The 13,405-nt window shown below is 41.9% G+C and carries 10 protein-coding genes and 1 tRNA gene; 3 read left to right on the top strand and 8 right to left on the bottom strand.

The window, feature by feature from the left end; genetic code table 11:
* Nucleotides 1-737 precede the first annotated feature (737 nt).
* Nucleotides 738-2,000: an RNA polymerase sigma factor SigC gene (sigC, locus tag PN499_RS08580; protein WP_272031379.1), complete on the bottom strand. Its 1,263-nt coding sequence runs from the start codon at nt 1,998-2,000 to the stop codon at nt 738-740.
* A gap of 438 nt (nt 2,001-2,438) precedes the next feature.
* Entirely contained in the window at nt 2,439-3,323 is an 885-nt protein-coding gene (gene lipA, locus PN499_RS08585) for a lipoyl synthase (RefSeq protein ID WP_272031380.1), read from the bottom strand.
* Nucleotides 3,324-3,489: 166 nt separating this feature from the next.
* On the opposite strand from lipA, the gene PN499_RS08590 reads away from it, so the two are divergent.
* Both PN499_RS08590 and PN499_RS08595 read left to right on the top strand, forming a co-directional pair.
* A tRNA-Pro gene (locus PN499_RS08590) sits at nt 3,490-3,563 on the top strand.
* A gap of 80 nt (nt 3,564-3,643) precedes the next feature.
* Complete coding sequence (locus PN499_RS08595) at nt 3,644-3,796, top strand: type II toxin-antitoxin system HicB family antitoxin (RefSeq protein ID WP_272031381.1); 153 nt, start codon at nt 3,644-3,646, stop codon at nt 3,794-3,796.
* Between the two features lie 146 nt (nt 3,797-3,942).
* On the opposite strand, the gene PN499_RS08600 is transcribed toward PN499_RS08595, so the two are convergent.
* A complete protein-coding gene (locus PN499_RS08600; RefSeq protein WP_272031382.1) occupies nt 3,943-5,916 on the bottom strand; it encodes a GAF domain-containing sensor histidine kinase in 1,974 nt (657 codons plus the stop codon).
* 447 nt (nt 5,917-6,363) lie between these two features.
* Here PN499_RS08600 and PN499_RS08605 point away from each other — a divergent pair, with 447 nt between their 5' ends.
* Nucleotides 6,364-7,485 carry an EAL domain-containing protein gene (locus PN499_RS08605; RefSeq protein WP_272031383.1) on the top strand — a complete coding sequence of 374 codons (1,122 nt, stop codon included), beginning with the start codon at nt 6,364-6,366 and terminating at the stop codon, nt 7,483-7,485.
* Nucleotides 7,486-7,563: 78 nt separating this feature from the next.
* Here PN499_RS08605 and PN499_RS08610 read toward each other — a convergent pair whose 3' ends face one another.
* The 5 genes from PN499_RS08610 to PN499_RS08630 form a co-directional block, all read right to left on the bottom strand.
* Nucleotides 7,564-8,439 carry an SDR family oxidoreductase gene (locus PN499_RS08610; protein ID WP_272031384.1) on the bottom strand — a complete coding sequence of 292 codons (876 nt, stop codon included), beginning with the start codon at nt 8,437-8,439 and terminating at the stop codon, nt 7,564-7,566.
* Nucleotides 8,440-8,489: 50 nt separating this feature from the next.
* Nucleotides 8,490-9,275: an exodeoxyribonuclease III gene (gene xth, locus PN499_RS08615; protein ID WP_272031385.1), complete on the bottom strand. Its 786-nt coding sequence runs from the start codon at nt 9,273-9,275 to the stop codon at nt 8,490-8,492.
* A 171-nt stretch (nt 9,276-9,446) separates the two neighbouring features.
* Entirely contained in the window at nt 9,447-10,481 is a 1,035-nt protein-coding gene (locus PN499_RS08620; protein WP_272031386.1) for a methyltransferase, read from the bottom strand.
* Between the two features lie 154 nt (nt 10,482-10,635).
* Entirely contained in the window at nt 10,636-11,769 is a 1,134-nt protein-coding gene (locus PN499_RS08625; RefSeq protein WP_272031388.1) for a hypothetical protein, read from the bottom strand.
* Nucleotides 11,770-11,940: 171 nt separating this feature from the next.
* Nucleotides 11,941-13,405, bottom strand: a 1,465-nt coding sequence (locus tag PN499_RS08630; RefSeq protein WP_272031389.1) for an efflux RND transporter permease subunit, incomplete at its 5' end; no start/stop codon positions are given.

Here is a 13,405-nt window from a genome sequence, read left to right on the forward strand (position 1 = left end):
CCCCCCATCGGCGTTATGAATTAGGCTTTGATAGTCCTGTACAGAGGAGTCTACAAAAATTATTTGGTTGTTCATTGACTTAAGGTTAGATAATTTTTTTATGGAGCTTGACAAAAATCTGTGGTTCTTGGAGTGAAGGGTATCCGAATTGCCTGTAACTTATGAATAAGGATTAAATATATCTTAAGTCTATCCACAGATAGATGTCAATAGGAAATAGATTTATTCTGTTTCAGTAAACTTATTGTCAAATGTAAGACAATCTTCAAGAAATCTTCACACAAACTTAGTAATTTTTATGGTTGAATGCAATTTTTGGCTAAACTACAGGAAAATTACCAGGGCTTACGCACCCAACCAAAGAAACCGGGTTTTTTTACGAAAATACTTGGTTGTGACCCAAAGATTCTCTAAAAAACCCGGTTTCTGGAGCCATGAGCGTAAGTCCTAATTATGTCCTAATTATGTGAGTTTGATGGAGTGCGATCGCTATTTGCACAGCCGACCATTGATCCAACTTCATCGAACTAAGTAGAAGGAAGAAGGATTTAGTTATCTAGGAGAGAAGGAAGACTGTTTATACAGTCAGCTTTTTAGCCATCCCGATCTTATGTTTAATTAGGTGGATTTACTTAACGTCAAGTAGATATTAGGATGAGCAAAAAAAATTAATAAAAAACGGGGAACAACTCTTGATCTTCCCCGTTACTCATTGATAATTAGCTAAGCGTGTAATACTAAGTCAAAGACTCTAAATAGTCCCGTACTCGGTTGCGGCGCTTGGGCTGACGCAACTTTTGCAGAGCTTTAGCTTCAATTTGGCGGACTCGTTCGCGCGACAAGTCAAGAGCTCGACCAATTTCTGCCAGAGAGTAGGGATGTCCATCTCCCAAACCAAACCGCATTAAGATCACATCTCGTTCCCGACTGGTTAAATCGGCCAGAAGTTGCTGCAAGTCGCGGTGTAAAGCCTCCCGCATCAGCAGTTCTTCTGGAGAAACGCTATCGGCATCGTCAAGCAAATCTCCTAACTCAGTATCCTTCTCATTGCCTACTTTAGTTTCCAGAGAAACAGAACGTGGAACTCTGAGTAATACTTCTCGCACTTGAGGTGCAGTCATGCCCAACTCAGCGGCGATATCTTCAATACTTGCCGTCCGGCCTTTTTCTTGAGAGATTTTACGTTGGGCTTTCTTGATTTTGTTAAGCTTTTCTGTGATGTGGACGGGGAGGCGAATAGTGCGGCTTTGGGTTGCGATCGCCCGCGTAATTCCTTGACGAATCCACCAGTAGGCATAGGTGCTGAAGCGATAGCCCCGTGTTGGATCGAACTTTTCAACTGCCCTCTCCAGGCCCAAAGTACCTTCTTGGATTAAATCTAAAAGTTCCAAGCCCCGATTTTGATACTTTTTCGCAACTGATACCACCAGTCGCAAGTTAGCCTGGATCATGTGATCCTTGGCTTGGATGCCTTCAGTAATCATTTGATCTAAAGCTTCTAGCGTCAGACTGGCCAACTCAGCCCAGCGGCGCTTACCTTCAGCCATGATCCGCTTCAATTCGGATACCTCAGCGACACCTGCTAATGCAGCCCAGCGTTCTAGGGAGGGGCGGTGGCCCAACTGAGCAGCCAAGCGATCGCGTGCCTCAATTAACTCAACATAGCGACGAATTAGCCCTTCTTCCTGCTCTGCTGCGGTATTTCGGAACTCTAGCAACTTGATGTAGCGTTGGACTTTTTGGGCTTCAGAGACTTCTTCATCTCGACCTAATAAACGAACCCGACCGATTTCTTGAAGGTACAAGCGCACTAAATCAGTAGTGCGGCGGCTGGCAGTGTTGTTGAATTTAGCTGTGTCTCCATCCAAGACCTCTATCTCATCTTCTTGGAGGTCTTCCACGGCTTGTTCGGCATCGCCCTCCACTACGTCGGGTTGCAAAGAATGCCCTTGCAGTTGCTCGTCGTATTCGGCTTCAGCGTAAAAAGAGGTGGGTGGCATAGTGATTCTCTCAGTTGCTCCGGGTAACAAGATGCTGCGCTTAGCGGCGGTTTGTTTAATATGATGCCCCCTGTCTTGAGACGAAGCATCACCGCTATTAGTTCCGTTTCCCGCTTTGCGGACATCTGTGCTGCGATCTGTTAGGTTTTAGGCCCGGGCAATGTTTGAGAACATTAGCGGAAGTAGCCAGCGACTTTAGCATTGAACAGCCAGGTTGTCTGTAAAGAGGGTTATGCTTCTCTATTTGCTAGCTAGTATAGGGAAAATATCAGCTACTAGAGGGTGACTTTCGTCAGAGGCTAAGATAATCTTCATCACCATTGATGTTGGTTCCCGATCACTTCCTCAAATCCACCTAAATCTTTACAAAACTTTATTAATTGCCCACATTGGATACGTAAGTCTCAATTCAAGTTTTTAATTTTCAATTTTTAATTTTTAATTTTTAATTTTCTGGCGGGGATAAAGCTGCATCAAAGCTCTAACTTGCTCAGCATGATAAGAACTGCGGGTGAGAGGAGAAGCCACAACTTGCAAAAATCCCAAGGACTCGCCAAACTCCCTCCAAGCGGCAAACTGTTCTGGCGGTACAAAAGTTTCGACATTTAAGTGCTTTTGGGTGGGTTGCAGATATTGCCCGATAGTTAAAATATCGCAATCAACCGATCGCAAGTCCTGCATCGTTTCCCGAACTTCCGCGTCAGTTTCCCCCAATCCCACCATCATGCCCGATTTAGTGTAAACCCAAGGCGCGATCGCTCGGCTGCGCTTCAATAATTCCATTGTCCGCTCATATTTCCCTTGGGGACGCACTCGGCGGTAAAGTCGCTTAACGGTTTCTGTATTATGGTTGAGCACATCTGGTTGTGCTTCCAGAATAGCTTCTAAAGCTTGCCAATTGGCGCACAAGTCCGGGATTAAGACTTCTATTGTAGTTTGCGGCATCACATTTCGCACTGCTTGAATGCACTGCCTAAACTGCGATGCACCACCGTCTGGTAAGTCATCCCGGTTGACGGAGGTAATCACAACGTGGTTGAGTTTGAGCCGCAATACCGCCTCTGCCAGCCTTTCTGGTTCAGTTATATCAAGCGGTTTGGGCTTTTTCTCGAAGTCGATGTCGCAATATGGACAGGCGCGGGTACAGGCGGGGCCCATAATTAGAAAAGTAGCCGTGCCAGAGTTGAAGCACTCGCCGATGTTGGGACAGGATGCTTCTTCGCAAACGGTATTGAGGGCTAAATCCCGCAGAATTTCTTTAACATTGCCGACTCGTTCCCACTGGGGGGCTTTGACTCGCAACCACTCTGGCTTAACTGTCACGACTGCCTCTATGTGCTGAAGTGTTAGAAATTATTATAATACAAAGGATGGGGTTTGGCATCTGAGTTTACTGGTCTAGTTGTAGGTGCGGTTAGTCCTAAGATTTTGAGCGTGATGGGTTGGCCTGTGGCGATCGCGCGTGCTAGAATTTCTAGATAACTCAATTCGGGATGTAGCGCAGCTTGGTAGCGCACCTCGTTCGGGACGAGGGGGTCGCAGGTTCAAATCCTGTCATCCCGATTTTTTATAATAATATAGCCCTGGCATTCTTTGCGATCTTTGTTTAACCTATAAAGTATGCCGCGAAGTAGTAAAAACCTATGAAACTCAAAGTCATAATTCACGAAGCAGAAGAAGGAGGATTTTGGGCAGAAGTTCCTGCTATTCCTGGTTGTGCTACTCAGGGAGAAACCTTTGAGGAATTACTTCAAAACCTTTATGAAGCTATAGAAGGATGTTTATCAGTCGATTGAAAAGGGCTGGTTTTTTAGAAAGTATGACAACTGAAAGTAGCGATGCCGAACAGTCAAATTTTGAGGATACTGATAAATCCAATGAAGATACTGCAAAGGATTAGAATTGCTGTGAGTGGCGATCGCACTCCCTTGCTAACTGAATATTAAACCGCTTTAGCTACCACCAGCGGAATCTCAATTATAAACTCCGCTCCTTCTCCTGGTGTAGAAACACACTTCAACTTTCCCCCGTGTTTTTTAGTGACAATACTATGGGAAATTGATAACCCCAAACCTGTACCCTGGCCGACAGACTTCGTAGTAAAGAAAGGGTCAAACAAACGCGGCTGCAATGCCAAAGGTATACCTGGGCCGTTATCCGCAATCCGAATTAATAGTGTATTAATATTACTAACTTGCGTACTTATCCTAATTGTAGGCTGCCTAAAATTTTCCTTCGTAATTTTCCTTGAATAGCCTTCTTCCAAAGCATCAATAGCATTAATCATAATGTACATTAACACCTGATTTAGTTGTCCAGCGTAGCACTCCACCAGTGGCAGTTGACCGTATTCTTTAATCACCTGAATCTCAGGGCGAAACCCGTGCATTTTTAGGCGACTTCCCAAAATCATCAAAATATTATCAATACTTTCATGAAGGTCAATCGCTTTGATGTCGGCTTCATCAAGACGGGCAAAGTTCCGCAAAGAATAGACAATGTTGCGAATTCGCTCCGCTCCTGCTTGCATAGAAACTAGCAGTCTAGGCAAGTCTTCCTTGATAAAATTTAAGTCAATATCTTCTATTGCCTCCTCAATTTCTGAGGTAGGATGGGGATAGCTTTGCTGATAAACTTCCATCAACGTGAGGACATCAAAAAAATATTTAGAGGCGTGGGGTAAATTACCGTAAATGAAACTCACAGGATTATTGATTTCATGGGCAATACCAGCAACTAAACTGCCCAGCGAAGACATTCTTCCGGTTTCAACCAGTTGAGTTTGAGTTTGTTTAAGTTCGTCCAAAGCTTCCTCTAATTGCTGTGCTTTTTGTGTCAACTGTTCAGAAGTAAGCTCCAATTCTTTATTTGCCTTGAGCAGGTGTTCTTGAGCTTTTGTCCTTTCAATACGAACTCCCAAAATGCGGCAAGCAGCTAGGATTAAATCTTGTTGGGGGCTGTTTTTAATGGGCGGGAAATTGTGCGAATTTAAAGTCAGCACGCCTATAACATTACCATCTGTAGCCGAAATCGGAAAAATACCGATCCTGTTAATTTCGGGTTGACCAAATGTCGCGACAGAATTTGGATTACTGGCATAATCTTTGACAAATATGGGTTCGCCAGTTTTTACTACTTGCCACAGCATTCCTTCGCTATTAAGGAGGTCATGGTTTATTTCTTGCTCTATTTCTTGGGGTTGGCGGTAGGCGGCGGCCAATTCAGCAGACAGATCGTTACCCACAGGACAAGCATGAGAACTTTCATCAATGCTGTTAATTACTTTGACATCTCCATAAGTAGAGTTTGTAGTTTCAACGAGGTGTTGGATCGCAAATTCAGCAATCTCATTTAAGTTAGTAGAAGTTTGTAAGCGTTCAGTCAAACCTAGTAAAAAAGAAAGACGTTCAACTTCAGATTCTAATTGGTAGTGACTGGTTACATCTACTAGCAAACCATTCCAGAAAATATTTCCGTTTGCTTGGCGGGAAGGTTGAGCATCCCACTGAATCCATTTAGTCTGTCCTGAAGATAAGATAAACCGCCCCGCCCATTTCCATGATTGCAAATTACAGGCGGCAATCGCTATAGAATTGTGAAAATCATCTATGTCTTCTGGATGAATCATCGCCAGCAGAGCTTCTGTGTCTAATTCCATCTCCCAAGCATCCAGCTCAAAAAATTCGCCAAAACTAGGAGTTAAGAATAAGAAACTTAGCGAACCGTCTTGACGGAGTAAGAATTGATACATCAATCCCGCCATACTTGACAACTGCCACTGAGATTTAGTACGGAAATGATACATAGATCCTGGTTGTTCGTAGCATTCACTGTGGGAGTGTTGCGTAGGCGTTCCCTGTCGTTGGCATTGCTCAGTATATGAAGACGTTTGACCCAGGAAGGCTGATAGTGTCATAAATTTACAAGGCTACCTGACTTGGAAGATTTTGCTTGCTGGAACAAGAAGGTAAGCTAAAAGTAAATTGAAAACAGATTTTATACAGTCATAAAAAAATTAAGACTATATAAGCAGTTAACACTGCTGAGTATAAAATAGTACAATTATACTAACTATTTTTAAGTTTTACTCATATTTAATAATTGTTAACTCTATCCATAGGTGGAAACTCAGAATGTTGAGTTCGTTTAAAAAATGACAATGTAAAGCAGCGTCGATTCAGATTTTAACTGTTAAAAAAAAATAAATTATCGCTCGGTTAAGTCATTTTAATGATACTAGGAATTCCAACTCTCATAAACCAATGCTATACTTATGTAGAGAAATGAGCTACAATTTTAATGTGTTTAAAATTCTACCTGACGAGAGATTTTAACACCAACCCTGAGTTTAGAGGAAGTTCTCATGTATCAAAGTGGCGAAGTTTTTGGCTCCTGCACTCGCTGTGAAACCCTGCCGAGCAAAATTGAAGGCAGCGGCGGATTATACTTGTGGTTTCCTGTAGGGCATACACTAAACAAGGTTTTTTCTGTTTTGCAAAAAGCTGGACTTAAATCCCAATTTCTCGAACATGAAAAATGTTTGTACATATTCCTAGAAAAAGAGCGAGTGGAAACTTTGAGTTCCCTAGTGTCAGCTAAACTTACGCCTAAAGAATTAAAAGAAACGCAAGTTTTGTGGATAGCCGGAGATACTAAACCAGAATTTAGCGATTTTTCCCGAATGACTTCACTGCATAACTTCACTAGCCTCAAACAGTCGGAATGGCTGCTGGATTTGTTAGCGGCGGAGAGAATTACCAGTCATTTTCAGCCGATTGTTTATACTTCGGATACTTCTAAAATTTTTGCACAAGAGGCATTACTCAGAGGTTTTGACAAGGAGGGAAATTTAATTTTTCCTGGTCGCATTTTCTCTCAGGCGGAGTCCGCAGGTATGGTTTTTCAACTAGACGCTTTAGCTAGGACTTGTGCGATTCGGGAAGCAAGCCAACATGGAATTAAAGAGTTAATTTTTATCAATTTCTCTCCTACTTCTGTCTACGATCCAACTACGTGCCTGCGAATGACTGTGCGTGCCATTGATGAAGCCGGGATTCCTCACGATAACATTGTTTTTGAAGTAGCAGAATCGGAACAGCCACCGGATCTTGCTCACTTGATTAAGATTCTAAAATTTTATCAAGAAGCAGGGTTTTTAATTGCACTTGATGATTTTGGGGCTGGATATTCTAACTTGAATTTAATTCATCAGTTACGCCCGGATTTTGTGAAGTTGGATATGGACTTGATTCGCAACGTACATCAAGATTCTTACAAAGCTCTAATTACTGAAAAACTATTGGAAATTGCGAATCATTTGAATATTAGAACTGTGGCAGAAGGGGTGGAATCTTTAGAGGAATTGCAGTGGGTGGGGGAAAGAGGGGCAACTTTTGTTCAAGGTTATTTAATTGCGAAACCAACTGCTCCACCTGTGACAACTACGCCCTACTTTGAGATTAAATCTCTGTCTGTAGTGGATTAGGTTGCGCTGCTCAAATTCTCTCTGCATCCGCCCCTTCGGACTTTGAAATTCAAGGAAAATCAATCAAGGGAGGTGATATTAAACTCCTATGTACCTCCGTATATAGCTTTCTAGAGATTCCATTTTCATGTTGAAAATAAACTCTAAACTTTCGATTTCTGCGGGTGTGCAGAAAAATTCGTTAGCCAGCAATACTCGCAAAGTGCTTAAGCTTTTTTGAGCTTGGGGATTTAATAAACCCACTGCTCCCCGCAGACCATCGAACACAAATAGAGGTGGGTTAATTACTACAGGTTCGCGATTGAAAAGCCGTCCGAAAATGCGAGCAATGTCTTCTCGTGTGAGAATATCAGGCCCTCCTACTGGCAAGATTTGGTTGCGAGCTTCGGGAATATTTACGGAGTCTACGGCAATTTTTGCTAAGTCGTCAGTGCTGACAATTGATGTGCGATTTTTGGGGTCGCCTATCAATAAATAAACTCCCGTTTGCCGAAATTGTTCCGCTAGGGGGATTAAATTTGAAGAAAAACCAGCAGGTCGCAAAATTGTGTAATTTAATCCACTAGCTTGCAGATATTTTTCTACTTCACGCTTGGCTTTAAATACTGTCGAGTCTTCGTATCCTCGGTCTACTCCGAGTACGGAAATGAAGACAAAGTGTTCAACACCAGCATCTTTGGCGCGGTCAATTAATTCAATGTTAGCACGGTAATGTATTGCTTGAGCATCGCTACCTGCACCATGCGTGCTAATGACGTATTTAACGTTTTGACAAGCTTTTTGAATGTCTTTGTCTTGCTTGAGGTCGCCGATGAAAATTTCAGCGCCTCGGTTTTCTAGTTCTGAGTAGCGAGATGTGAGGCGAACAAATGCTCGCGTTGCTATTTCTCTTTCTCTCAGCAGCCGTACAATTCGGCGGCCTAGTCCGCCTGTTGCTCCAGTAATTAGAAACATGATAATTAGTTGTGAGTTGTCAGCGGTTACAAATCTTTATAACTCATATTTCAAATTTCGACAATGACGGGCGCATGGTCGCTGGGTTTGGTTAATTGTCTAGGGGTTTTATCAATTGTGCAGCTTTTGGCGCGATCGCACAGACTCAAACTGAGATAATGATGGTCAATCCGCCATCCCCTATTTTGACGGAAACCACCAGTGCGATAGTCCCACCAGCTAAAATGGCCGCCTTCATCGGTAAATATACGAAAAGCGTCGCTGAAGCCTAATGCGACGATTTCCTGTAAGGCTTGGCGTTCTGCTGGTGAAGCCATGATTTGATTCTTAAAGGCTTTGGGGTTGTGAATATCGCGATCGTCAGGAGCAATATTAAAATCGCCACAAACACATAAATTAGGAGATTTGTCAATAATGATTTTGAGATATTCTTGTAGTAGTTTCAGCCAATTAAGTTTGTAGTTATATTTATCGCTACCAACTTCTGAACCGTTGGGAATATATAGATTAACAATCCGAATATCGGCAATGATACCTGTAATTAAGCGTTTTTGCTCGTCAAATTCCCCTACAATATCAGTGCCAAGTATGGGTGCAAATCCAGTGCTAATATCTGTCATTGGTAAGCGGCTGAAAATAGCGACACCATTGTAGGATTTTTGACCAGAAATGTAGAGGTTATAGCCGATGTCGAGAAATGGCTGTAGCGGAAAATCTTTGTCTATAACTTTTGTTTCTTGTAGGCAAAGAACATCTACGGGATTTGTTTGCAACCACTCTAAAACCTGTTCGAGGCGGCTACGAATTGAATTAACATTCCAAGTGGCGATTTTCATTTGGTAATTGGTAATTGGTAATTGGGATACACAGATTTTACAGATTCCTCTGATTTCACAGACTAAATAATCATGACTCTAACTAATTTGTGTAATCCGTGTAATCGGTAAAATCCGTGTTCGTAATTGGTAATTGGTAACAGTTAACAGTTAACAGTTAACAGTTAACAGTTATACAGGTTTCGCCTCAATCACACTTACTGGCCCTTTTGTTTCTATCATATTAGTAACTTTAAATCCGGCGGAGGAAACTAAATTATCAAATTCATCCTTTGTTCGCATAAAAGTACCACCGATTACAAACAAAGTTAGACTACCCATACCAATAAATGGCGACATTTTGCCTTCAGGCAACATAAAATCAACAATCATCAGCCTATCTTTAGCTGTCATAGCTTGATAGCAGTTTTTAAGAATTGTAATAGCATGACTATCGTCCCAATTGAGGAGAACACGAGAGAGTAAGTAAAGATCGCCACCAGAGGGAACCGCATCAAAAAAGCTACCTCCAACTATTTGACACCTATCTGCAACTCCCGCCACTTCCAAAACCGGATTTGCATCGACAACAACATCTTCGCGATCGAACAAGATAGCTTGCATCTTCGGATTCGCCTTCATAATAATAGCCGTTAGCGTTCCAATCCCTCCTCCCACATCCACAAGTTTCTTAACTTCTGAAAAATCATAAGCTTCAATCACTGGAAGTAACCACTCTCTTGTCGTCTCCTTCATCCACTCATTGAAATTTACTGCCGCCTCAGAATTCTGCTGCAAATAGCTATAAAAACTCATCTTAAAAGTATGTTCAAAAGCTGTTTCTCCAGTCTTTATACCGTATAGTAAATTACCCCATCCTTGATATAGTTCATCACCCATTGCCATCACCGTACCTCGTAAAGAATCAGAAGTACCAGTCAACAGATGTTTTCCCAAAGAATTTAATCGAAATTTGTTATTCTCTTCCAGAGAAAACACACCAACACTTACTAGCATACGCATCAGGTGATAAATACCCTGAGAATTTACACCAGCAGCTTTCGCAAGTTCATCAGCAGTCTTAGAACCGTCCCTCAGAATATCTGCAATTTCCAGTTTAGCCGCTACAAAAAGAGCCTGGGAGATTTTAAACCCATACATCATTTCTAGTAGCAATGAGGATGAGTTTTCGTTTTCAGGTTGGGCATTCTCTGTATATAAAGTCATGGGATATCCTTTTTGTTAAGACTTGTTTGACCTTTTTAGTACTTATTACTTGTTGTAGTGCATTGTCTTTATAATGTCAATAACTAAACTAACCTAAAAAAATAGAATACCCCGATCCCTGACTTCTTTAAGAAGTCAGGGATATAATAAATCCTTAAGAGATTCCCAAAGATTGAATGAATAATTTACTGTAGGGTGCGGATTGTTGTACCGTCGCTAGGGAACCAAACAACTCTTTTCCCCCGAAGATAACTAATGTCTTCTGTTTAGAGTAAGGTTCTTGACTCGGCAGTTGTGAGTGAACGGACAGAATGCTATCTGAATCAAAACGATAGAAACAGTCCAGGTCGGCACAAAGCCCTTCTTCAATATCCTTGATATTAGGGTAAAGTTCTTGATAAGGACGTGGCTCGTGACCGATTAAAATCAGTTCATCTGATATTTCCATTTTGTCAAGATCGATTAGGTACATTCTTCCTCGATCGGTGTCAATTAGAACGCGATTATCTGATAAGTAGCACATAGAATACCTAAACCAATCATCCGAATCATGACAAGGGCATTCACATATTCCAAGTAGATTGCAGTCAGGAAAAGTGAATCGGCTAATTTGTCGATCGTAATTATTTATAACTACAAATTCGCCACCAGCAGGATGAAATTCTGGAGGCCCTGTTTCATCGGGACAGGGAACCTTCACGGCGTGAATTTTCATACCATCATCATAAAGCCAGTATATCTGCTGTCCGTGCTGACCGGCAGCAGCATAAAGAGCTAAAATTTGATTTTCTGGGTGTGGGTGAAACGAGAAAGAACTGCCACAGCCCATAGGGTCTTTGAGCAAAAGTTTTCGCTGAATTTGCCATGAATTGGGATCGCGGATTTGAATTTCGACTTCCTTGAATTCAATTAATTTCATACACCAAAAACGCAAGCCGTCTGCATCAAACCAGCAGTCCTGAAATCCATTCTTGTTCTGCAAATGTGAATACTTAACAGGAGGGTTAGGTAGCTGTTCTTCAAAAACTAGCTGGTTTTCTGCTGTCACAATTGCTAGATGATTGCCATTTGCCATAATTGCTGCCAGCATATCGCCTTTGGGACTGATGGCTAAACAGTTAATTTCGTCAGGAAGTTGGTATTCGTATTTTGGCGACAAGTTGCGATCGACTAAAGTGACTTTTTGGCGATCGCCACTTACAATCGTCGCCCACTCGGAATTAATGGGTTGATTTATGTATGAGAACGACCAGTCAATTTGTTTTTCATATTTTGGTAAAAGAAGCATAAAAATATTTAGATATGCTATGTAGATAGGCTCTATTTTAACTGAAATCTTCCACCAACTTTAATAAGCATTTGATGGGCGGGTTCTTCAGCCCACCCCACAAGAAAACCCATTCTTTATGGAACAGGTCGGAAAGCCTGTTCTTTGAAAATTGCACAAGATTTCAGGATTTTATAAATTCGTAGTCTTTCTCGCTGTTTTATGCACAGGAATAGCAATCGCCTGCGGTTTCTTCTTCGCTGCGAACAACCCAAAAAAGTCGTGCAGCAAAATATAAAAACAGGGAATAATAAACAGAGTCAATACCGTTGCCAGAGACAAACCAGAAAACACCACCACCCCTAGCGGTTGCAGAAACTCCGAACCATCGCCAATCCCCAAAGCTAAAGGAAATAAACCTAAAACTGTGGTAATTGTTGTCATCATAATCGGGCGTAAACGTTGAGGTGCCGCCCTGACAATTGCTGTTTTTCGGTCAACTCCTTCTTCTTCCCGAATTTGGTTTGCCAATTCCACCATCAGAATAGCATTATTAACCACAATTCCCACCAATAAAATCGCACCGACAATTACCGTCGCCCCAATCGCAGTTTTAGTTACATAAAGCCCTAAAATCCCCCCAGCCAAAGACAGCGGTACTGTTAACATAATCACCAGTGGGTCAACTAGAGAATTGTACTGTACGGCCATCACTACAAATACTAAAAAAGCCGCTAACCCACCCAATATTTTTAGGGAAGATTGCAATTCCTGATTAGTTTCAGCCGCCGAACTCGGTACAACTTGTACTCCTGACGGTAACTTCAATTCACTTACCACTGCATCTACTTGCTGTAAAGCTTCACCTAAACTTGCACCCTTATTCAAATTACCAACAATTAAGAACACTTGGCGCTGATTCAGGCGTTGAACTTCCCCAGGGGCTTTACCTAGATTGATAGTCGCCACATCACTCAATCTAATTACGTTATTATTGCTGCCAAATAAGGGAATATAACTTAGTTCCGAGACTGATTTGACTGAGTTGCGATCGAATTGTACCCGCACATCTATTAACCGATTTCCCCGCTGTAACTGAGTTGGAACTGCACCTTGAATTGCTGTCTGAATTGACTCTCCAATTTCTCTAGCACTAAATCCGTAAGTTGCCAATCTTTCCCAGTCAGGGCGGATTTGTACCTCCGGTTGTTGGGGATCGCCATCGGGTCTAAACCTGACTAATTTAACCTTTTCCTCAAAGGTTTTTAATATTTGCCGCCCTGTTTGTTGCAATATTTCTGGATTTTCACCTTGAAGAATTAAGTCAACTTCACCACCCCGCACGGGAGAATTAGTCAGAATTAAACCGCGCACGTTTTCTGGTGCTAAACGTAGGCGAGTATCAACTAATTTCAGTTTATTTAATTCCTGAGTCATGCGCTCAACAAAATCGGCGACATTGGTTCCTGGCTTCAGTGTAATTGTACTGCTTCCTCTCAATAAATTTTCACTTGTACTGTTACCAAAAAGTAGTCCTCCCGCCGTCGTTAAAGTATACAAAGTTTCTGGCTGCTTCACGAGAAGTTCATCCACAGTCTTCATTACTTTTTCGTTAGTTTCCAAGTTTGTACCTGCTGGAAACTGAGCAAATAATCTA

Source organism: Kamptonema animale CS-326 (assembly GCF_028330895.1).
GTDB classification, from domain to species: Bacteria; Cyanobacteriota; Cyanobacteriia; order Cyanobacteriales; family Microcoleaceae; genus Kamptonema; species Kamptonema formosum.